Genomic DNA, 20,037 nt, shown 5'->3' with positions numbered 1-20,037 from the left:
GCGGGGCGCCGAAGGGCGCCCCTGCCCGAGGGGCAGAGACTCAGTGCCGGAAGTGGCGTACGCCCGAGAGCACCATGACCACGCCGCGCTCGTCGGCAGCGTCGATCACTTCCTGGTCGCGCATCGAACCGCCCGGCTGGATGACGCTGCTCGCGCCGGCATCGACCACCACGTCGAGCCCGTCGCGGAACGGGAAGAAGGCGTCGCTTGCCACCGCCGTGCCTTTCAGCGACAGGCCCGCATGCTCGGCCTTGATGCTCGCGATGCGCGCCGAGTCGAGGCGGCTCATCTGGCCGGCGCCCACGCCCATGGTCATGCCGCCGGCGCAGAACACGATGGCGTTGCTCTTGACGTACTTGGCGACCTTCCATGCGAACAGCAGGTCCTGCAGCTGCTCGGGCGTGGGCTGCTTCTTGCTGACCACCTTGAGGTCGGCCAGCGCCAGCTCGTGGTTGTCGGCGGTCTGGATCAGCAGGCCCGAGCCGACACGCTTGACGTCCATCGCGTTGCGGCCGTTGTCCCAGTCGGTGCTGCCGCCCTTGGGCAGTGCGATCTCGAGCACGCGCACGTTGAGCTTGGCCTTGGTCGCCTGGAACACTTCGAGCGCCTCGGGCGTGTAGCCCGGCGCCATCAGCACTTCGACGAACTGCTTGGCAATGGCCTGCGCGGTCTCGCCATCGACCGGGCGGTTGAAGGCGATGATGCCGCCGAAGGCCGAGGTCGGGTCGGTCTTGAAGGCCTTGGCGTAAGCCTCGGCCGCGTCCTTGCCCACGGCCACGCCGCAGGGGTTGGCGTGCTTGACGATCACGCAGGCGGGCACGTCGAAGCTCTTCACGCATTCCCATGCGGCATCCGCATCGGCGATGTTGTTGTAGCTGAGCTCCTTGCCCTGCAATTGCTTCGCCGACACGAGCGAACCGGGCGCCGGATATAGGTCGCGGTAGAACGCGGCCTGCTGGTGCGGGTTCTCGCCGTAGCGCAGGTCCTGCACCTTCACGAAGCGGCCGTTGCTCTGCGCCGGGAACAGCGAGCGCGTGGGCGAGGGCTGGCCGATGCTGGCGTCGAAGTCGATGGCCGAGAGGTAGTCGCTGATCGCGCCGTCGTAGTCGGCGATGCGGTTGAACGCGGCCACCGAGAACGCGAACCTGGTCTTGTCGCTGAGCTTGCCGCCGGCCTGCAGTTCAGCCAGCGCCACGGGGTATTGCGAGGCGTCCGTCAGCACGCCGACGTCCTTCCAGTTCTTGGCCGCGCTGCGCACCATGGCCGGGCCGCCGATGTCGATGTTCTCGATCGCGTCTTCCAGCGTGCAGCCGGCCTTGGCCACCGTGGCTTCGAAGGGATAGAGATTGACCACCAGCAGGTCGATGGTGTCGATACCGTGTTCCTTGATGGCCGCGACGTGCGCGGGCAGGTCGCGCCGCGCGAGCAGGCCGCCGTGGATCTTGGGATGCAGCGTCTTCACGCGGCCGTCGAGCATTTCGGGAAAGCCGGTGTGGTCGGCCACTTCGGTCACGGGCAGGCCGGCATCGGCCAGCAGCTTGGCGGTGCCGCCGGTGGACAGCAGCTTGATGCCCAGCGCATGCAGCGCCTGCGCGAATTCGAGGATGCCGGTTTTGTCGGAGACGGAGATGAGTGCGGTGTGGGCCATGGAATATGCCGTGGAGTTATTTATTTCAAGAGTTTGTGTTCAACCAGCTTCTTGCGAAGCGTGTTGCGATTCAGGCCCAACCATTGCGCGGCCTTCGACTGGTTGCCCTCGGCGCGCGTCATCACGACGTCGAGCAGGGGCTTCTCGACCACACGCACGAGCATCTCGTACATGCCGTCGGGTTCGGTGCCGCGCAGATCACGAAAGTAGCTGTCCAGACTGGTGCGCACGCAGTCCTCGATGTGTTTCTTGCTCATGTTTTTTCTTCTCTTCCTCTCAATCGGCGGCGCAGGCCGCCTCCTCTTCACCGGACAGCTCTTCGGCCGCCTGGTGCACGGGCATGCGGTCCATGCGGTCCGCCAACCCGTCGAAATAATCGCCGACCGCGCGCAGCTGCGCAGCGGAGTCTTCGATGGTGTTCATCCGCGCGCGGAAGGCTTCACCGTCCGGCAGCGTGCGCACATACCAGCCGATGTGCTTGCGCGCGGTGCGCACGCCGCTGAATTCGCCGTAGAGCGCGTAGTGCTCCACCAGGTGGTCGAGCAGCAGGCGGCGCACTTCGGCGACCAGCGGCGGTGCAAGGTGCGTGCCCGTGGCCAGGAAATGGGAGATCTCGCGGAAGATCCAGGGCCGCCCCTGCGCGGCGCGGCCGATCATCACCGCATCGGCGCCGGTGGCCGCGAGCACCTCGCGCGCCTTCTCGGGCGAGCGGATGTCGCCGTTGGCCACCACCGGCACGCGCACTGCGGCCTTCACGGCGGCAATGGTGTCGTACTCGGCGCTGCCCTTGTAGCCTTGCTCGCGGGTACGCCCGTGCACGGTGAGCATCTGCACGCCGGCCGATTCGAAATCGCGCGCGAGCTTCACCGCGTTGCGGTGCTCTTCGCTCCAGCCAGTACGCATCTTGAGCGTGACCGGCACGTTGTGGGGCGCTGCCGCATCGACCACGGCCTGCACGATTTCGAGCGCCAGCGGCTCGTCGCGCATCAGCGCCGAACCGGCCCACTTGTTGCAGACCTTCTTGGCCGGGCAGCCCATGTTGATGTCGATGATCTGCGCACCGCGCTCGATGTTGTAGACCGCAGCCTCGGCCATCATGGCCGCATCGGTGCCGGCAATCTGCACCGCGATGGGACCGGGTTCGCCGTCGTGGTTGGCGCGGCGCGAGGTCTTGAGCGTGTTCCAGAGTTCCTTGCGCGAGGTGACCATCTCGCTGACCGCGTAGCCCGCGCCGAGTTCGCGGCACAGCATGCGGAACGGCCGGTCCGTCACACCGGCCATGGGCGCAACGAACAGGCGGTTTTCCAGCGTGTGGGTGCCGATCTGCAAGGTCATGAAGTGGAAAGCGTCGCGAGAGCGGCTGCTGAAAAATGAGGCACGATTGTAGCCACGCGCGATTCCATGCGCTGAAACGATTTGCGCGCGCGGTACACCGCAAGCACCGGTTGCATCCGGCGTTTTCTCCGACCTGCCGCAGAAGGTTCGCTGCCTATACTGCGTCGACTCATTTCACCTTATGCAAGCCTGGCTCGACGCACTCCTGGCGCTCCTTGCGCTTCCGCAATACGGACTCTCCACGCTGTTCATCGCGGCCTTCGTCTCGGCCACGCTGCTGCCGGTGGGCTCGGAGCCCATTCTTTTCGGCTTGCTCAAGCTCAACCCCGACATGTTCTGGCCGGCGATCCTGGTCGCGACGGTGGGCAACACACTGGGCGGCGCGGTCGACTGGTGGATGGGCTACGGCGCGCACAAGGTGGCCGACAAATATTCGCACTCGAAACACCATGTGCGGGTCTTGGGCTGGCTGGAGCGGCTCGGGCCCAAGGCCTGCCTGCTGAGCTGGCTGCCGCTGGTGGGCGATCCGCTGTGCGCGGTGGCGGGCTGGCTCAAGCTGCCGTTCTGGCCATGCCTGGGCTACATGGCCATCGGGAAGTTCCTGCGCTATGTCTGCATGACGGTCGCGCTGCTCTACGTGTTCCCGTCGTGAAGCAAACGCTTCAGCTCAGGAGGCCGTAGGGGCCGCCGCGTTCGAGCGCGCGCTGGTAGCCGGGCCGCGCATGGATGCGCTCCAGGTACGCCATCAGCCTGGGCCGCTTCGCATCGAGGCCGCCGCGCGCCTGCGCGGCTTCGACCGGGAAACTCATCTGGATGTCGGCACCCGTGAATTCGCTGCCGGCAAACCACTCGCTCTTGCCGAGCTCGGCTTCCATGAAATCCAGGTGGCTTTCAATATTGGGCGTGACGATGGCCGCCTTGGCCTTGCCGGAGATCATCTTCGCGATCGGCTTCGCGAAGAAGGGCATCCTGCCGTTCTCGACCCTGTCGAACACCAGCTTGAGCAGCAGCGGCGACATCGCCGAGCCTTCCGCGAAATGCAGCCAGTAGCGATAGCGCACCGCCTCCGGCGTGCCCGCCGCGGGCGCCAAGCGGCCGCTGCCATGGCGCTCGATCAGCGTTTCGATGACCGCACCCGACTCCGCCAGCACCAGCCCGTCGTCCGTGGTCACCACCGGCGACTTGCCCAGCGGATGCACGGCCCGCAGCGAAGCGGGCGCCAACATGGTCTGCGGGTCGCGCTGGTAGTGGACGATCTCGTAGGGCAGGCCAAGTTCTTCGAGCAGCCAAAGCACGCGCTGCGAGCGCGAATTGTTGAGGTGATGGACGGTGAGCATGACGCGGCTCTACGAACTGAACAGGAAGTTCATCACGTCGCCGTCCTTGACCACGTATTCCTTGCCTTCCGAGCGCATCTTGCCCGCGTCCTTCGCGCCCTGCTCGCCCTTGTAGGCGATGTAGTCCTCGAACGAAATGGTCTGGGCGCGGATGTAGCCCTTTTCGAAGTCGCCGTGGATCACGCCGGCGGCCTGGGGGCCGGTGTCGCCGATGTGGATGGTCCAGGCGCGCACTTCCTTCACGCCGGCGGTGAAGTAGGTCTGCAGGCCCAGCAGCTTGTAGGCCGCGCGGATCAGGCGATTGAGGCCCGGCTCCTCCTGGCCGATTTCGGCGAGGAACATCTTCTTGTCCTCATCGTCCATCTCGGCGAGTTCGGCTTCGATCTTGGCGCAGATGGCTACCACGGGCGCGCCCTGCTTCGCCGCATATTCGCGCAGGCGGTCGAGGTAGGGGTTGTTCTCGAAGCCGTCTTCCGCCACGTTGCCGACGAACATCGCGGGCTTGGCGGTGATCAGCGTGAACGACTTGACCAGCGGCTGCTCCTCCTTCGTGAACTCGAGCGCGCGCACCGGCGTGTTCTCGTTCAGCGCGGCCTGGCAGCGTTCGAGCAGGCCGACCAGCTTCTGCGCATCCTTGTCGCCGGAGCGCGCCACCTTGGTGTGGCGGTGCAGCGCCTTCTCGACGGTGGCGAGGTCGGCCAGGCAGAGTTCGGTCTGGATCACCTCGATGTCGGAGATCGGATCGACCTTGCCGGCCACGTGGATCACGTTCTCGTCGTCGAAGCAGCGCACCACGTTCACGGTGGCGTCGGTTTCGCGGATGTGCGCGAGGAACTTGTTGCCCAGGCCCTCGCCCGTGCTGGCGCCGGCCACCAGGCCGGCAATGTCGACGAACTCGACGATCGCGGGCACCACGCGCTCGGGCTTGACGATTTCGCTCAGTTGCGCGAGCCGCGGATCGGGCACTTCCACCACGCCCACGTTGGGCTCGATGGTGCAGAACGGATAGTTTTCCGCCGCGATGCCGGCCTTGGTCAACGCATTGAAAAGGGTGGATTTACCGACGTTGGGCAGGCCGACGATGCCGCATTGCAAACTCATGGGGGGTCCTCTTGGGTAACCGGGGATTTTAGGCTGTCCAGGTTTTCCCTCGGCCGTGCGTACTTCAGGCCGCTTCGCTCGCCCTGGAAGGTGCCCAGAAAAATCAGGGTTAAACCGGATTAGCAAACGTTTGCGCAAACGTTTTCGTTGGTTAACATCGGTGCCCCGGCCACAGACCGGCGAACCGCTCAACCACCTCAGGAGACATCACCCATGAAGTTCACCCGCCGCACGCTGCAAAGCGCAGCCGCCCTGGCGCTGCTGGGCGCCTTCGCCGCCTCGCCCGCCCTGGCCCAGGACAAGCCCAAGGTCGCGCTGGTCATGAAGTCGCTGGCCAATGAATTCTTCCGCACCATGGAAGACGGCGCCAAGGCGCACCAGAAGGCGCATGCCTCGGAATACACGCTGGTGGCCAACGGCATCAAGGACGAGACCGACACGGCCGCCCAGATCAAGATGGTCGAGCAGATGATGGCGCAGAAGATCAATGCGCTGGTCATCGCGCCGGCCGATTCGAAGGCGCTGGTGCCGGTGGTCAAGGCGGCCATCGACCGCGGCATCCTGGTGGTCAACATCGACAACCAGTTCGACGCCGCCGCGCTGAAGGAAAAGGGCATCCAGGTGCCCTTCGTGGGCCCCGACAACCGCGCCGGCGCCAAGCTGGTGGGCGACGAGCTCGCCAAGAGCCTGAAGGCCGGCGACAAGGTCGGCATCATCGAAGGCGTGTCGACCACCTTCAATGCGCAGCAGCGCACCCTCGGCTACCAGGACGCCATGAAGGCCGCCGGCGCCACGGTGGTGGGCGTGCAGTCGGGCCAGTGGGAAATCGACAAGGGCAACACGGTGGCCGCCGGCATGATGCGCGAGCACCCCGACCTGAAGGCGCTGCTTGCGGGCAACGACAGCATGGCGCTGGGCGCGGTCGCTGCCGTCAAGGCCGCGGGCAAGACCGGCAAGGTGCTGGTGGTGGGCTACGACAACATCGGCGCCATCAAGCCAATGCTGAAGGACGGCCGCGTGCTTGCCACCGCCGACCAGTTCGCGGCCAAGCAGGCGGTGTTCGGCATCGAGACCGCGCTCAAGGCGCTGGCCGAGAAGAAGCCGCAGTCGGCCATGCCGGCCGAAGTGAAGACCGACGTGGTGCTGGTCACCAAGTCCTCCGCGAAGTAAGCCCAGAAGAAAAAGAGCCGACGTTGAACGCACCTGCCGCCGCCATGAATACCGGCCTTGCCGTGCCCGTGCTCTCGCTGAGCGCGCTCGGCAAGGACTATGCGGCGCCGGTGCTCGACGACGTCTCGCTGGTGCTGAACGCCGGCGAGGTGCTCGCGCTCACGGGCGAGAACGGCGCCGGCAAGAGCACGCTCTCGAAGATCGTCTGCGGCCTGGTGCAGCCCACGCGCGGGCAGATGCTGCTGGGCGGCGCGGCGTTCCAGCCTGCTTCCCGCCGCGACGCCGAGCGCCTGGGCGTGCGCATGGTCATGCAGGAGCTGGGGCTGGTCACCACGCTGTCGGTGGCCGAGAACCTGCTGCTCGACCGGCTGCCCAACCAGACCGGCTGGATCCGCCGCGGCAAGCTGCACGAACTGGCCGCGCGCCAGCTCGCGAAGATCGGCATGGAACATATCGACCCGGCCACGCCCGTGGCGCGGCTGGGCATCGGCCAGCAGCAGATGGTCGAGATTGCGCGCAACCTGCAGGACGACACGCGCGTGCTGGTGCTCGACGAGCCCACCGCCATGCTCACGCCGCGCGAGACCTCGCACCTGTTCGAGCAGATCGAATTGCTGAAGGCGCGCGGCGTGGCCATCGTCTACGTGTCGCACCGGCTCGAGGAGCTGCAGCGCATCGCCGATCGCGTGGCGGTGCTGCGCGACGGCCGGCTGGTGGACGTGCGCGCCATGGCCGGCGTGCGCGAAGCCGAGCTGGTGCAGCGCATGGTGGGCCGCGCGGTGCACGAGCACGAAGGCCGCGACCGCCGCGTGGCCGGGCCGGTGCTGCTGAGCGCGCGCGGCATCGGCCGGGCCGAGGCCGTGAAGGACGTCGACATCGACCTGCATGCAGGCGAAGTCATGGGCCTGGCGGGCCTGGTTGGCTCGGGCCGGACCGAACTCGTGCGCCTGCTGTTCGGCGCCGACCGCGCCGACCGCGGCGAAATTCTTCTCTACGACGGCATCGCCGCCACGCAGCCGGTGCTGCGCGTGCGCAAGGGCTGGCGCTCGCCGATGCAGGCCATCCGCGCCGGCATCGGCCTTGTGACCGAGGACCGCAAGTCGCAGGGGCTGCTGCTTGCGCAATCGATCCGCGTCAACGCCACGCTGAGCGACCTGGGCGCGATCTCGCACGCCGGCTGGCTGCAGCGCGCCAAGGAGCGCGGCATTGCCAGGAGGCTGGTGGAGCTGCTGCGCATCCGCTCGCGCAGCATCGAGCAGCCGGTGGCCACCCTGAGCGGCGGCAACCAGCAGAAGGTGGTGTTCGCGCGCTGGCTGCACCGCGAATGCAAGGTGCTGCTGCTCGACGAGCCCACGCGCGGCGTGGACGTCGGTGCGCGCGCCGACCTGTACGCCGAGCTCGACCGCATGACCGACGCCGGCAAGGCGCTCCTGATGGTGTCGAGCGACCTGCGCGAACTCATGGCCATGTGCGACCGCATCGGCGTAATGAGCGCCGGCCGGCTGGTCGCGGTGTTCGAGCGCGGCCAGTGGAGCGAGCAATCGCTGCTGGCCGCCGCCTTCAGCGATGCGGCAGGCCGCGCCGCCAATGCGGCAACCCCCACCACGGCGGGCTCCGCCATTTCCGATTCGAATCCGGGCCAACCGGCCACCGCCGACACACCATGACCGCAGCCGCTGCTACCTCCGCCCCGCCCTCCGCCTTGAAGGGCCAGCTGGGCACCTACGTGGGCCTGACCGTCGTGCTCGTGGGCATGGTCGCGCTCTTCGGCACGCTGAGCGAATATTTCCTCACACGCGAAACCTTCATCTCCATTGCCAACGAGATTCCCGCGCTCGCGGTGATGGCGGTCGGCATGACCTTCGTGCTGATCATCGCGGGCATCGACCTGTCGGTGGGCTCGGTGCTTGCACTCAGCGCGGCGGTCACGGCCGCCGCCATCCTCCAGTGGAAGCTCTCGGTGCCGGTGGCCGCGGCGCTGGGCCTGGCCACCGGGCTGGTGTGCGGCAGCGTGACGGGCGCGGTGTCGGTCGCATGGCGGCTGCCGAGCTTCATCGTCTCGCTCGGCATGCTGGAGGCGGTGCGCGGCGGCGCCTACCTGGTGACCGATTCGCGCACCCAGTACGTGGGCGATGCCATCTCGGGCCTGGCCGCGCCGTGGCTCGGCGGCATCTCCGCGGCCTTCGTGCTGGCGGTGGTGCTGGTGGCCGCCGGCCAGCTGGTGCTCACGCGCACGGTGTTCGGCCGGCACGTGGTGGGCATCGGCACCAACGAAGAAGCGATGCGGCTCGCGGGCATCGATCCGCGGCCGATCCGCATCATCGTGTTCGCGGCCACCGGCCTGCTGGCCGGGCTCGCGGGACTGATGCAGTCGGCGCGGCTCGAAGCGGCCGACCCCAATGCCGGCGTCGGCATCGAGCTGCAGGTGATCGCGGCCGTGGTGATCGGCGGCACCAGCCTCATGGGCGGGCGCGGCTCGGTAGTCAACACCTTCTTCGGCGTGCTGATCATCGCGGTGCTCGAGGCCGGACTCGCGCAGGTGGGCGCCAGCGAGCCGAGCAAACGCATCATCACCGGCGCGGTCATCGTGGTTGCGGTGATCATCGACACCCTGCGCCAGCGCCGGGCCGATCGCCGCCTGGCCTGACGCTGCAACAAAAGGGGAAGCCACCATGGCCACCATCAAGGACGTCGCGCTGCGCGCGGGAGTTTCGGTCACCACCGTCTCGCACGTGGTCAACGACACGCGCCACGTGAGCGCCAAGGGCCGCGAGCGCGTGGAACAGGCCATCCGCGAGCTGGGCTACGTGCCCAATGCGATGGCGCGCAGCCTCAAGAGCAACACCACCTCGACGCTCGGCATGCTGATTCCGAACAGCTCGAACCCCTACTTTGCCGAGATCGTGCGCATCGTCGAAGACCGCTGCTTCGGCGCCGGCTACACGCTGGTGCTGTGCAACACCGACGACGAGCCGCGCCGCCAGAGCGTCTACCTGCAGGTGCTGGCCGAGCGCCGCATCGACGGGCTGATCGTGGTGTCGACCGGCGCCGGCGACGACGACTCGCTCGTCACGCAGCTGCACGGCCTGCGCATTCCCACGGTGCTGGTCGACCGCGAGATTGCCGATCCGGCCTGCGACCTGGTGGAAACCGCCCACATGCAGGGCGGCCTGCTCGCGGTGCGGCACCTGCTGTCGCTCGGCCACAAGCGCATTGCCTGCATCGGCGGGCCGGTGGGCGTGATGCCGAGCGAGCAGCGCATCGAGGGCTGGCGCATGGCGCTGGCCGAGAACGGCACCGCGCCGAATGCCGACGCCCTGCTGTGGCGCGGCGGCTTCACGAGCCAGGGCGGCTACGAGGCGATGCACGCCATCTTGCGCACCGAAGAGGCGCCCTCGGCCGTCTTCGTCTGCAACGACCTGATGGCCATCGGCGCCCTGCGCGCCGCGCATGAAAGCGGCGTGCGCGTGCCTGACGAGCTCTCGATCGTGGGCTTCGACGACATCGAACTCTCGGCCTACACCAGCCCGCCGCTCACCACCGTGGCGCAGCCCAAGGAGCGCATCGGCGCGCTGGCTGTCGACATGCTGCTGGAGCGCGTGGGCGGCAAACGGCGCGATGCGCGCAAGGTGGTGCTGCAGCCCGAGCTGCGCGTGCGCGCCTCGACCGCGCGGCACGCGAGCTTCCGCGAGGCCGCCGCACCGTCTTCTTCTTCCTCGTCCTCTTCCGCCCCCGCGTCCGAAGCGGCAGCCGCGCCAAGCCGAAAGTCCCGCACCCCGTGAGTTCGAAGCCTTCTCCCTCTTCCAGCGCCGCCCAGCCGCCACGCATCGTGGTGCTCGGCAGCCTGAACATGGACATCGTGCTGCGCGTGCCGCATGCACCGGCCGCGGGCGAAACCCTGCTGGGCCATTCGATCGCCCATATCCCGGGCGGCAAGGGCGCCAACCAGGCCGTGAGCTGCGCGCGCGAAGGCGCCCGGGTGGCCATGATCGGCTGCGTGGGCGCCGACGCGCACGGCCAGGCGCTGCGCGGCGCGCTCATGTGCGACGGCATCGACACCGCCGCGCTGCGCACGAGCCGCAGCGAGCCCACGGGCACCGCGCTGATCCTGGTGGAAGACAGCGGCCAGAACCGCATCGTGATGATTCCGGGCGCCAACGCGCAGGCCGAGATCGACGCGGCGGCGCTGCGGCAGCAGCTGCAGGGCGCGGCCTTCCTGGTGACGCAGTTCGAGATACCGATGGACCAGGTCGCGCGCGCCATTTCGGTGGCGCACGAGGCCGGCTGCAGGGTGCTGCTCAACCCGTCGCCGGTGCAGCCGATCGCCGAGCCGCTGTGGCCGCGCATCGACACGCTGGTCGTCAACGAGATCGAGGCCGAGGCGCTGTGCGGCCAGGCCGCCGACAGCCCGCAGGAAGCCGCATTGGCCGGCCAGGCCTTGCGTGCCAAGGGCGTCGCGCGCGTGGTCGTCACGCTGGGCGCGCGCGGCGCCGTGGCCATCGATGCCGACGGCGCGCGCCACCATCCCGCGCCCAGGGTGCAGGCGGTCGACACCACGGCCGCAGGCGACACCTTCCTGGGCGCATTGGCCGTGGCACTGGGCGAGGGCCAGTCCTTCGACGAAGCCGTGCGCCTGGGCATCCGCGCCGCCGCGCTGTGCATCCAGCGGCCCGGCGCCCAGCCTTCCATTCCGCAGCGCGACGCCGTGCTGCAAAGCCCCATGCCTCCCGACTGGACCGCGCTGTGAAACGTACCGCCCTGCTGCATGCCGAACTCTCGCAAGTGATTGCCGCGCTCGGCCATGGCGACATGCTGGTGATCGGCGATGCCGGCCTGCCGATTCCCGACGGCCCCCGGCGCATCGACCTGGCGCTCACGCCGGGGATTCCGCGGGTCGCGGACGTGCTCAAGGTCGTGCTTTCGGAGATGCAGGTGGAGCGCGCGCTGATCGCGCGCGAAGCCATCGGGCAGCTGCCGGCGGGACAGCTGCCGGCATGGTGCGAAGGCCAGCTGGCCGCCCTGCCGGAGACGGTGTCGCACGAGGAACTCAAGCGCCTGAGCGCACGCGCCAGGGCGGTGATCCGCACGGGCGAATGCACGCCCTACGCCAACATCGTCCTGTACGCCGGCGTGACCTTCTAGAGCCGGCCAGGGCCTAGTCGAAGCGGTAGTTCGCGCCTACCGGCTGCCCCACCTTGAGCATGTGCTCCACGCCCTGCAGCACGATGCAGTTCATGCCGAAGGTGATGCGTCCGTCGACGCGCGGATCGGCGCGGTAGGTGCGCAGCATGTCGCCGACCTCGGGGCTGCTCGAGGCCGTGGCTGGGTCGATGTCGGGAATCGGGCAGCGGGTGCAGGGCTTGACGGGCTTGAGCTCGGCCTCGCCTTCGCCGGTGGCGACGTGCAGTGCATCGACCCGGTCCTCGTCGTGCGATTCGATGCCGGCCAGCACGATGTTCGGCCGGAAGCGCTCGATGCCGACCGCATCGTGGCCCGCGGCGGCCAGCCGCTCGTTGAGCTCGGCCAGCGAACCCTCGCTGGCCACCAGCAGCGGAAAGCCGTCGGCGAACTGATTGGTCGCCTCGATGCCATCGGTCCACTGCAGGCTCGACAGGCGCTTGTGCTCGGGGTCGAAGCGCACCAGCCGCAGCGCCTGCGGCTTGCCCGGCTCGGAGAGAAAGTCGCTGAACCACTGGGCGGCGATGTCGCCCATGTCGTAGGCCGCCACCTCGTCCTTCCAGACCCGCACGCGCACCGGTTTCTCGACCCGGTCGAACGCCAGGTGCAGGGCCAGCATGCCCGGCGCGCGCAGCACCACTTCCATGTGCTTCATCTGCGGACGGATCAGCGCCATGCGCGGCAATTGCCGCTGGGTCACGAATTCGCCCTGGGCGTCGACCACCATCCAGGCGCGGTCGAATTCCAGGCCGGTTTCGGTCAGCAACGCCTCGGGAAGCTCGACCCCCGCGCACGATTTCACGGGGTAGACGAACAGGCGCGCAATGGTGGCTTCAATGTCGAAGGCGGGCTGTGGCACGTGGGGTTCCTTGGATTCCTTGGAATTGGGCCGCGATTGTCCCGCATCGGCCCGCCAGGGCGCAGCCCGGGATTGGGCTTGTTCTTACAATGGCCGGATGGCCCTCCCTCCTGAAGTTTGCATTCGTGGCGCCGGCATCGTGGGCCGCACGCTGGCCCTGCTGCTCGCACGCGAGCGCGTGCGCGTCGCGCTGGTGGTTCCGCCCGCCGCGGCCGGCAAGCAGGACATCCGGGCCTATGCGCTGAACACCGCCTCCCGCACCCTGCTCGAATCGCTGCGCGCCTGGCCCGACGCCGCGCATGCCACGCCGGTGCGCGAAATGCTCGTGCACGGCGACGAAGGCGGGCGCGTGCAGTTCAGCGCCGTGCGGCAGAAGGTCGATGCGCTGGCCTGGATCGTCGACGTGCCGGCGCTCGAACAGCAGCTGGCCGATGCGGTGCGCTTCCAGCCCCAGGTGGAGGTCGTGGCTGCACCCGTGCCCGCGCCGCTTACCGTGGTGTGCGAAGGCAAGGCCAGCGCCACGCGCGACGCGCTTGGCGTGAGCTATGCCGTCACGCGCTATCCGCAGCATGCGATTGCGGCGCGGCTCGAAGCGGCGCAGCCACACGACGGCGTGGCGCGCCAGTGGTTCAACGACACGGGCGAGGTGCTGGCGCTGCTGCCGATGGGCGGCGTGCAGGGCCGTTCGCTGGCGCTGGTGTGGTCGGTCGACCAGCTCCGCGCGCCCGCGCTGCTGGCGCAAGGCGACGAGGAATTCAACGCCGCGGTGAGCGAAGCCAGCCATGGCGCGCTCGGCCCGCTTCGGCTCACGAGCGAGCGCGCCGCCTGGCCGCTCGCGCGCGCCATTGCCGATCGCTGGACCGGCACCATGCCGCAGGCGCAGGGTACGGCTGCGCAGTCGTGGGCATTGGCCGGCGATGCGGCCCACACGGTGCATCCGCTCGCAGGCCAGGGCCTCAACCTGGGCCTGGCCGATGCGGCCATGCTGGCCGACGTGATCCGCCAGCGCGAGTACTGGCGCAGCGTGGGCGATCCGCGCCTGCTGCGCCGCTACGAGCGCGCGCGCCGCGCCGACGTGCTGCAGATGAGCCTGGCCACCGACGGCCTGCAGCAGCTGTTCTCGCACAGCGTGGGGCCCCTGCCCGCGCTGCGCAACTGGGGCATGCGCGGCTTCGACCGCACGCGCCTCCTCAAGCACTGGATCGCCAACCAGGCGATGGGCTTGAAGGCATGAATCCATCGACCGGACTTCCAATGAAACTCGCACGCAACCTTCTTCTCGCCGCCTGCACGCTGGCTGCGGCCGCTACGGCCCTGGCCGGTGAGGCCGAGATCCGCAAGAACCTTCCGGCACGCATTCCGCAGTTCCCCGCCATCGACGAAGTCACCAAGTCGCCGCTGCCGGGCCTCTACGAAGTGCGCGTGAACGGCTTCCAGATCTACTACACCGACGAGCAGGGCAACTACCTGCTGCAGGGCAACCTGATCGACGTGAATGCGCGCAAGAACCTGACCGAGGAGCGCATCGAGAAGCTCAGCCAGGTCTCGTTCGACAAGCTGCCCGTGAAAGACGCCATCAAGATCGTGCGCGGCAGCGGCAAGCGCAAGCTCGCGGTGTTCGAAGACCCGAACTGCGGCTACTGCAAGCGCTTCGAGAAAGACATGAAGACCGTCGACAACGTCACCGTCTACCTGTTCCTTTACCCGGTGCTCGGCCCCGATTCGGCCGTCAAGTCGCGCGACATCTGGTGCAGCAAGGACAAGGGCAAGGCCTGGGGCGACTGGATGGAAACCAGCGTCAAGCCCGCCACCGCGGCAACCAGCTGCGACGTCACGGCGCTGCAGCGCAACGTCGAGTTCGGCCGCAAGTACAACATCACCGGCACGCCCACGCTGATCTTCAGCGACGGCACCCGCGCGCCGGGCGCCATTCCCGCGGACCAGGTCGAGAAGCAACTCGCTGCCTCCATCAACTGATGGCCGCGCCGACCGTTTCCCGGCGCGCGCGAGCGGCTGCGCCGGCCGCCGCAGTGCACTACCGCATCGAGTGCGCCGACCTGCATGCACACCTGTTCGCCGTCACCCTGACCATCGAGGCCCCCGCCGCGCAGCAGCGCGTGGCGCTGCCGGTGTGGATTCCAGGCAGCTACCTGGTGCGCGAGTTCGCCAAGAACCTGCAGGGCCTGCGCGCCACGCAAGGACGCCGCAAACCCGCGCTGACGCAGCTCGACAAGTGCAGCTGGCAGGTCGACTGCGTGCCGGGCCAGCCGCTGGTGCTGCACTACCAGGTCTGCGCCTACGACAACTCGGTGCGCACCGCCTGGCTCGATGCCGGCCGCGGCTTCTTCAACGGCACCAGCCTGTGCCTGCGCGTCGAGGGCCAGGCCGATGCGCCGCATGTGCTGGAAATCAGCGCGCCCGCTTTGCCGCCCGGCGACGATGCGCGCTGGTCGTGCGCCACCGCGCTCGTGCCCGCGAAGATCGACAAGCACGGCTTCGGCCGCTACCTGGCCGCCGGCTACGACGAGCTGGCCGACAGCCCGGTCGAGATGGGCCCCTTCTGGAGCGCCGAGTTCGAAGCCTGCGGCGTGCCGCACCGCTTCGTCATCGCGGGTGCCGCCGCCTCGTTCGACGGCGAACGCCTGATCGCCGACACGCAGGCCATCTGCGAAGCCGAGATCCGCTTCTGGCACGGCGACAAGGCCGGCAAACGGGGCGGCCCCAAGCCGCCGATCGACCGCTACGTGTTCATGCTCAATGCCGTGGACGACGGCTACGGCGGGCTCGAGCACCGGCACTCCACCGCCCTGATCTGCAACCGGCGCGACCTGCCGCAGCGCGGCGCGAAGAAGCAGCCCGAGGGCTACACCACGCTGATGGGCCTGATCAGCCACGAGTACTTCCACACCTGGAACGTCAAGCGCATGCGGCCGGCCGAATTCGCGCACTACGACTACGGTCGCGAGAACTACACGCAGATGCTGTGGTTCTTCGAGGGCTTCACCAGCTACTACGACGACCTGCTGCTGCGCCGCGCCGGCCGCATCGACGACGCCGGCTACCTGCGCCTGCTCAATAAGACCGTGAACCAAGTGCTGCAGACGCCGGGCCGGCTCGTGCAGTCGGTGGCCGAGGCGAGCTTCGACGCCTGGGTCAAGTACTACCGGCAGGACGAGCAGACGCCCAACGGTACCGTCAGCTACTACACCAAGGGCGCGCTGGTGGCGCTGTGCTTCGACCTCACGCTGCGCCGCGAAGGCAAGGGCACGCTCGACGACGTGATGCGCCACCTGTGGACGCAAGGCGATGGCGGCCCGATCAGCGAAGCCGACGTGGCCGCGGCGCTCGAGGCCGTGGGCGGCCGCTCCTATGCGGCAGAAATCGCGCAGTGGATCCACTCGACCGACGAACTGCCGCTGGCCGAACTGCTGCGCGCGCACGGCGTGGCCGCGCTCGAAGACCCCTCGCAGCAGGCGCAGGCGCTGGGCCTGCGCGTGGCCGAGGCCAACGGCAGCGTCCAGGTCAAGGTGGTGCTGCGCGGCGGCGCCGCCGAAAAGGCCGGCTTCTCGGCCAACGACGAGTGGATCGGCATCGAACTGCCCGCCATCGGCCGCAAGGGCCAGCAGCGCCCCGCGCAGGCCTGGCGCATCGCCAAGCTCGACGACCTGGCGCTGTACCTCGGCGACGCCACGCGCTGCACCGCACTGGTGGCGCGCGACCGCAAGCTGCTGAGGCTGCCGCTGGTGCTGCCGGAAGGCGCAACCACCTGGCGGCTGTTCTCGCACGACGCGGCAAAGATCGCGGCCTGGCTCGCGCCGGGCGCGCGGCGCTGAGAACCCGCTAGCGTTCGCTTTCCGTGGCAGCGGCGGCCGGCGGCTGCCGCACGAACTGGATCGGCTGCGGCTCGCCCACCAGCACGCAGGGCTTGCCGGTTCGCCGGCAATGGTCCTGCACGCGCCAGTAGGCGCCGTGGCTCACGCAGCCGGTCTGGCAGATGACAAGGTCGGCGGCGCGCAGCCCAGCTTCGAGTGCCAGCTCGTCGGCATCGTCGCCGCCGTCGTGGTGCAGGTAGCGGCAGCCGGCAATCTCCACCAGCTGCCGCGCGAGCGATGGTGCATCTTCCTCGCGGCCGACGCACAGCACCGCCTTTTCGCGCAGGTCGGCCGGGGCCGCGTCATGGGGCCGCGGCATGGCGCGGCGGCGGCTTGCCGCCGGTGCCAGCAGCGCATCGAGGCGCTTCGGCAGCGCACGGCCCGCGGCAGCGCGCGCCGCGAGTTCTTCGCGCACGATCGCAACGGCGGAATCGCGCGCCACCAGCGCGCCGCGCAGCCGCACAACCTGCGCCTCGAGTTGCGCGATGCGCGCGGCCTGCTCGGCCATCACTTGCGAGCAGCGTTCCTGGACCCGGGCATAGGCCCGCAGCAGCACGGCATGTTCTTGCATCGGGAACTCCATGGCGGGCATTCTAGATGAGATCAATTCTCAACTAGGCCCCGAAGACGAAGTGGACTCGGCGGTGGCAGGCGGCTGTGCGCACCAACCGCCGCCAGCGCGCCTGCGCCGGATGCTGGGTATAGTGAAGCGCGTTTTTTCCTTCTCCCGGAGACACCATGAGCTACGAAAACATCGAAGTGCGGACCGAAGCAGGCAAGGTCGGCATCATCACCCTCAACCGGCCCAAGGCGCTCAACGCGCTCAACGACGCGCTCATGACCGAGCTGGGCACCGCACTCAAGGCCTTCGACGCCGACGACGCCATCGGCTGCATCATCCTGACGGGCAGCGAACGCGCCTTTGCGGCCGGCGCCGACATCGCCGCCATGGCCAAGTACAGCTTCATCGACACCTACAAGGGCGACTACATCACGCGCAACTGGGAAACCATCCGCTCGATCCGCAAGCCCGTGATCGCGGCCGTGAGCGGCTTCGCGCTGGGCGGCGGCTGCGAGCTGGCGATGATGTGCGACTTCATCATTGCGGCCGACAGCGCCAAGTTCGGCCAGCCCGAAATCAAGATCGGCGTGATCCCCGGCGCCGGCGGCACGCAGCGCCTGCCGCGCGCGGTGGGCAAGAGCAAGGCCATGGACATGGCGCTCACCGCCCGCATGATGGACGCCGCCGAAGCCGAACGCGCGGGCCTCGTGAGCCGCGTGGTGCCTTATGAAAAGCTGGCCGACGAGGCGCTCGGTGCCGCGCTGGTCATCGCGGGCTATTCGCAGATCGCGGTGATGGCGGCCAAGGAGTCGGTCAACCGCGCCTTCGAGAGCGGCCTCTCCGACGGCGTGATGTTCGAGCGCCGGCTGTTCCATGCGCTGTTTGCCACGGCCGACCAGAAGGAAGGCATGGACGCCTTCCTCGCCAAGCGCCAGCCGGACTTCAAGAACGCCTGAGCGACAGCGCGCGGGGCCGCGCCCCTCGCCGCCCCCCGCACTACTGGCGCGCGAGCAGCGCCCTCAATTCGGCCAGCGCCGGCGCCGGCGGCGTGCCGACCGAGGCGCCAGCTCCCGCCCCCTGCGGCGTCCAGCGCACCTGGTCGCCCGCGATCTCGAGTACCGCGAGCAAGGTGCCGCCGCGGTAGAGCTCCAGCCGCGCCTCGACCGGCGCGGCCAGCTCGGCGCCCGGCGCGGTGGTGGCCGAACGGGCCAGCGTGTTGACCAGCGCGGCCAGCCCCTCGGTGTCGCCGCGCGCGTGGCGCACGCCCTGCCCGGCGCGTGTCGCGTTCAGCGAGGTCCATTGGTCGAGCGCCGAGAACGCAGCGGCGCCCTCCGCCGGGCTCGCCGCGGCTTTGCCAGCCACCACAGCCGCGCGCGGCGCGGGGGCCGAGCGCAACATGCTGGAGGCCTCGGCACTGGGGCTGCGCTGCGGCGCCGACAGGGCTGGAGAGGAAGCAGCAACGTCGCCGCTGACCGCCTCGCGGGTGACGGGCGGCGCTGCGGGAGCCATGGCGGCAGGAGGCGGCGCCGGTGCGATCGCTGCTGCTGGTGATGCTGGTGCGGGAAGTGGCAAGGACTCTGGCGCTGCCTGGCTGATCTGGGGCTCTGGCGCCGGTACAGCAGCCTCCTTCTCGCCGGAGGGCGGCGGCGCCGATCGGCGCACTGCGATATCCCTGCTTCGCATTGACTCTTCGCCCACCGCGTCTCGCGCCGCTTCGGGCTGCGCCGGAGCCGGCGCTGGTACCGCAGTTGGTGCCGGTGCTTGAGCTGGCGCTGGCGCCTGAGCCGCGGTTGGGCCCGGAACTGCAGCCGCAGACGGCGCCGCCTCCGGAGCGGTCGCAGGCGCCGAGGCAACGCCCGCCTTTCCATCCAGCCGCGCATCGGGCACCGGTTCGCGGTGCCACAGCACGGTCACGAAGGTGGCCAGCAGCACGGTCGCAAAGGCCGCGTTCCACGGCATGCGGGCATGCGACCCTCCGCCACCACCGAACAGCCGGCGCCACCAAGGCGCGGCCCCCTTGTCTTCGACCGCCGGCGCCGCCGCGGGAATGGGCGCGAGGTTGTGCGCCATCTTCCGGATCGCGTCGCGGGTGCGCGGATCAGGCAATGCATCGCTGTCGGGCGCGTGGTCGAGCGCCCGGCGCAGTGCGGGATCGCGCAGCGCCGCGTCCTCGGCGCCATCTTCAAAGCCGGGGGTGCCGTTGCCGCCGCCGGTGTTCATGCGCGCTGCTCCAGCACCGACAGGTAGCGTTCCATGCAGGCGCGCAGTTTCTGTAGCCCATAGCGCAGGCGGCTTCGCACGGTTTCGAAGCCGATCTGCAGGCTGGCCGCGAGCGCTTCGACGGTCAGCCCGTCTTCATGGTGCAGCAGGAACGCGGCGCGCTGCTCGGGCGGCAATTCGTCCAGACAGGCCAGCAGGCGCCGGCCGGCGGCGCGCCAGAACGCGAGTTCTTCGGCAGACGGATGCGCCGCGGCATCCATCGCGCCGCGCACGCCGCGGTCGAGCGTGGGAAAGGCAGCGTCGTCGCCATCGCCCGGATGCGCATCGAGCGCCACCTCGCGCCCGCTCACGCGCAGCCGGTCCATCGCCAGGTTGTGCGCGATCGTGAAGGCCCAGGTGCGCCAGGCGGCGCCCTGCGGCGAGAAGCTGTCGCGCGCCGAAATGATGCGCACCCAGGTGTCCTGGAACACCTCGTCTGCCTGCGCGGCCAGTCGGGTGCCCAGCAGCCGCTTGACGAAGCGGAACAGCCCGCCCTCGTGGCGCGCATAGAGCACGTCGAACGCCGCGCCATCGCCGCGCGCGTAGGCCAGCATCAACTGGTCGTCGGGCATGGCGTCGCGCTCGGTGGCGGCTTTGGCGGAAGGGGCGCGGGGCAGCGCAGACATCGGCGGATTTTCACCCGGGGTTGTACGGGCGGCGGCCGGCTTCGGGGTCGGCCATCGCAAAAAAGACACCGAGTGCTTCGCGCCGGGCTT

Annotated in this window: 20 protein-coding genes; 11 read left to right on the top strand and 9 right to left on the bottom strand. The window is 69.0% G+C overall.

Features of this window, described 5'->3' with window-relative positions:
• Positions 1-40: 40 nt before the first annotated feature.
• Genes purH through dusB form a run of 3 tightly spaced genes read right to left on the bottom strand, consistent with a single transcriptional unit; the run spans position 41 to position 2,983 of the window.
• Entirely contained in the window at positions 41-1,648 is a 1,608-nt protein-coding gene (gene purH / locus IB278_RS00615; RefSeq protein WP_192322377.1) for a bifunctional phosphoribosylaminoimidazolecarboxamide formyltransferase/IMP cyclohydrolase, read from the bottom strand.
• Positions 1,649-1,668: 20 nt separating this feature from the next.
• A complete protein-coding gene (locus IB278_RS00610; protein ID WP_007838304.1) occupies positions 1,669-1,905 on the bottom strand; it encodes a Fis family transcriptional regulator in 237 nt (78 codons plus the stop codon).
• A gap of 19 nt (positions 1,906-1,924) precedes the next feature.
• Complete coding sequence (dusB, locus tag IB278_RS00605) at positions 1,925-2,983, bottom strand: tRNA dihydrouridine synthase DusB (RefSeq protein ID WP_025569407.1); 1,059 nt, start codon at positions 2,981-2,983, stop codon at positions 1,925-1,927.
• Between the two features lie 181 nt (positions 2,984-3,164).
• On the opposite strand from dusB, the gene IB278_RS00600 reads away from it, so the two are divergent.
• On the top strand, positions 3,165-3,635 hold the full coding sequence (locus IB278_RS00600) for a YqaA family protein (protein ID WP_015867395.1): 471 nt from the start codon (positions 3,165-3,167) through the stop codon (positions 3,633-3,635).
• 10 nt (positions 3,636-3,645) lie between these two features.
• Here IB278_RS00600 and IB278_RS00595 read toward each other — a convergent pair whose 3' ends face one another.
• A complete protein-coding gene (locus tag IB278_RS00595) occupies positions 3,646-4,320 on the bottom strand; it encodes a glutathione S-transferase (RefSeq protein WP_145740079.1) in 675 nt (224 codons plus the stop codon).
• Between the two features lie 9 nt (positions 4,321-4,329).
• Positions 4,330-5,421: a redox-regulated ATPase YchF gene (ychF, locus tag IB278_RS00590; protein WP_145740077.1), complete on the bottom strand. Its 1,092-nt coding sequence runs from the start codon at positions 5,419-5,421 to the stop codon at positions 4,330-4,332.
• Between the two features lie 213 nt (positions 5,422-5,634).
• On the opposite strand from ychF, the gene IB278_RS00585 reads away from it, so the two are divergent.
• The 6 genes from IB278_RS00585 to rbsD are packed head-to-tail and all read left to right on the top strand — an operon-like array spanning position 5,635 to position 11,733.
• The gene (locus IB278_RS00585) at positions 5,635-6,591 is read left to right on the top strand and encodes a sugar ABC transporter substrate-binding protein (protein ID WP_145740075.1); all 957 of its coding nucleotides are present in this window, start codon (positions 5,635-5,637) and stop codon (positions 6,589-6,591) included.
• 44 nt (positions 6,592-6,635) lie between these two features.
• A complete protein-coding gene (locus IB278_RS00580; protein ID WP_192322376.1) occupies positions 6,636-8,258 on the top strand; it encodes a sugar ABC transporter ATP-binding protein in 1,623 nt (540 codons plus the stop codon).
• Entirely contained in the window at positions 8,255-9,238 is a 984-nt protein-coding gene (locus tag IB278_RS00575) for an ABC transporter permease (RefSeq protein WP_145740073.1), read from the top strand. The genes IB278_RS00580 and IB278_RS00575 overlap by 4 nt, the downstream gene beginning before the upstream one ends.
• Positions 9,239-9,263: 25 nt before the next feature.
• Entirely contained in the window at positions 9,264-10,373 is a 1,110-nt protein-coding gene (locus IB278_RS00570; RefSeq protein WP_145740071.1) for a LacI family DNA-binding transcriptional regulator, read from the top strand.
• Entirely contained in the window at positions 10,370-11,338 is a 969-nt protein-coding gene (rbsK, locus tag IB278_RS00565; RefSeq protein ID WP_145740069.1) for a ribokinase, read from the top strand. The genes IB278_RS00570 and rbsK overlap by 4 nt, the downstream gene beginning before the upstream one ends.
• On the top strand, positions 11,335-11,733 hold the full coding sequence (rbsD, locus tag IB278_RS00560; protein ID WP_145740067.1) for a D-ribose pyranase: 399 nt from the start codon (positions 11,335-11,337) through the stop codon (positions 11,731-11,733). The genes rbsK and rbsD overlap by 4 nt, the downstream gene beginning before the upstream one ends.
• A gap of 13 nt (positions 11,734-11,746) precedes the next feature.
• Here the strand turns inward: rbsD and IB278_RS00555 are convergent, their stop codons facing one another.
• Positions 11,747-12,628, bottom strand: a complete 882-nt coding sequence (locus tag IB278_RS00555) for an MOSC domain-containing protein (RefSeq protein WP_192322375.1) — start codon at positions 12,626-12,628, stop codon at positions 11,747-11,749.
• Between the two features lie 97 nt (positions 12,629-12,725).
• Here IB278_RS00555 and IB278_RS00550 point away from each other — a divergent pair, with 97 nt between their 5' ends.
• From IB278_RS00550 to IB278_RS00540, 3 genes are read left to right on the top strand one after another with little or no spacing between them, the layout of a single operon-like run.
• Positions 12,726-13,862 (top strand): FAD-dependent monooxygenase, encoded by a 1,137-nt coding sequence (locus IB278_RS00550; RefSeq protein ID WP_145740063.1) that lies wholly within the window; start codon positions 12,726-12,728, stop codon positions 13,860-13,862.
• 20 nt (positions 13,863-13,882) lie between these two features.
• Entirely contained in the window at positions 13,883-14,605 is a 723-nt protein-coding gene (locus IB278_RS00545) for a DsbC family protein (protein ID WP_145740061.1), read from the top strand.
• Entirely contained in the window at positions 14,605-16,461 is a 1,857-nt protein-coding gene (locus tag IB278_RS00540; protein WP_192322374.1) for a M61 family metallopeptidase, read from the top strand. Before IB278_RS00545 ends, IB278_RS00540 begins: the two co-directional genes overlap by 1 nt.
• A 7-nt stretch (positions 16,462-16,468) precedes the next feature.
• Here IB278_RS00540 and IB278_RS00535 read toward each other — a convergent pair whose 3' ends face one another.
• Positions 16,469-17,071 carry a DUF2325 domain-containing protein gene (locus tag IB278_RS00535; protein ID WP_192322373.1) on the bottom strand — a complete coding sequence of 201 codons (603 nt, stop codon included), beginning with the start codon at positions 17,069-17,071 and terminating at the stop codon, positions 16,469-16,471.
• A 167-nt stretch (positions 17,072-17,238) separates the two neighbouring features.
• On the opposite strand from IB278_RS00535, the gene IB278_RS00530 reads away from it, so the two are divergent.
• Positions 17,239-18,018 (top strand): enoyl-CoA hydratase, encoded by a 780-nt coding sequence (locus tag IB278_RS00530; protein WP_192322372.1) that lies wholly within the window; start codon positions 17,239-17,241, stop codon positions 18,016-18,018.
• Between the two features lie 40 nt (positions 18,019-18,058).
• Here the strand turns inward: IB278_RS00530 and IB278_RS33780 are convergent, their stop codons facing one another.
• Positions 18,059-19,282, bottom strand: coding sequence for a hypothetical protein (locus IB278_RS33780; RefSeq protein ID WP_225612637.1), 1,224 nt, complete (start codon positions 19,280-19,282; stop codon positions 18,059-18,061).
• Entirely contained in the window at positions 19,279-19,947 is a 669-nt protein-coding gene (locus IB278_RS00520) for a sigma-70 family RNA polymerase sigma factor (RefSeq protein WP_145740053.1), read from the bottom strand. Before IB278_RS00520 ends, IB278_RS33780 begins: the two co-directional genes overlap by 4 nt.
• Positions 19,948-20,037 lie beyond the last annotated feature (90 nt).

The sequence above is a fragment of the Variovorax sp. VRV01 genome (genome assembly GCF_014852545.1).
Taxonomy (GTDB): Bacteria; Pseudomonadota; Gammaproteobacteria; order Burkholderiales; family Burkholderiaceae_C; genus Variovorax; species Variovorax beijingensis_A.
Note: the sequence above shows the minus strand (reverse complement) of the source record. Positions and strands in the feature narration are given on the sequence as shown.

Bases quoted from the DNA above. Each gene is read 5' to 3' on its own strand.
- IB278_RS00520 (WP_145740053.1), bottom strand. From the start codon at position 19,947: ATGTCTGCGCTGCCCCGCGCCCCTTCCGCCAAAGCCGCCACCGAGCGC.
- IB278_RS33780 (WP_225612637.1), bottom strand. From the start codon at position 19,282: ATGAACACCGGCGGCGGCAACGGCACCCCCGGCTTTGAAGATGGCGCC.
- IB278_RS00580 (WP_192322376.1), top strand. From the start codon at position 6,636: ATGAATACCGGCCTTGCCGTGCCCGTGCTCTCGCTGAGCGCGCTCGGC.
- IB278_RS00610 (WP_007838304.1), bottom strand. From the start codon at position 1,905: ATGAGCAAGAAACACATCGAGGACTGCGTGCGCACCAGTCTGGACAGC.
- purH (WP_192322377.1), bottom strand. From the start codon at position 1,648: ATGGCCCACACCGCACTCATCTCCGTCTCCGACAAAACCGGCATCCTC.
- IB278_RS00585 (WP_145740075.1), top strand. From the start codon at position 5,635: ATGAAGTTCACCCGCCGCACGCTGCAAAGCGCAGCCGCCCTGGCGCTG.
- dusB (WP_025569407.1), bottom strand. From the start codon at position 2,983: ATGACCTTGCAGATCGGCACCCACACGCTGGAAAACCGCCTGTTCGTT.
- IB278_RS00595 (WP_145740079.1), bottom strand. From the start codon at position 4,320: ATGCTCACCGTCCATCACCTCAACAATTCGCGCTCGCAGCGCGTGCTT.
- IB278_RS00570 (WP_145740071.1), top strand. From the start codon at position 9,264: ATGGCCACCATCAAGGACGTCGCGCTGCGCGCGGGAGTTTCGGTCACC.
- IB278_RS00535 (WP_192322373.1), bottom strand. From the start codon at position 17,071: ATGCAAGAACATGCCGTGCTGCTGCGGGCCTATGCCCGGGTCCAGGAA.
- IB278_RS00600 (WP_015867395.1), top strand. From the start codon at position 3,165: ATGCAAGCCTGGCTCGACGCACTCCTGGCGCTCCTTGCGCTTCCGCAA.
- IB278_RS00550 (WP_145740063.1), top strand. From the start codon at position 12,726: ATGGCCCTCCCTCCTGAAGTTTGCATTCGTGGCGCCGGCATCGTGGGC.
- IB278_RS00540 (WP_192322374.1), top strand. From the start codon at position 14,605: ATGGCCGCGCCGACCGTTTCCCGGCGCGCGCGAGCGGCTGCGCCGGCC.
- IB278_RS00545 (WP_145740061.1), top strand. From the start codon at position 13,883: ATGAAACTCGCACGCAACCTTCTTCTCGCCGCCTGCACGCTGGCTGCG.
- IB278_RS00575 (WP_145740073.1), top strand. From the start codon at position 8,255: ATGACCGCAGCCGCTGCTACCTCCGCCCCGCCCTCCGCCTTGAAGGGC.
- IB278_RS00530 (WP_192322372.1), top strand. From the start codon at position 17,239: ATGAGCTACGAAAACATCGAAGTGCGGACCGAAGCAGGCAAGGTCGGC.
- ychF (WP_145740077.1), bottom strand. From the start codon at position 5,421: ATGAGTTTGCAATGCGGCATCGTCGGCCTGCCCAACGTCGGTAAATCC.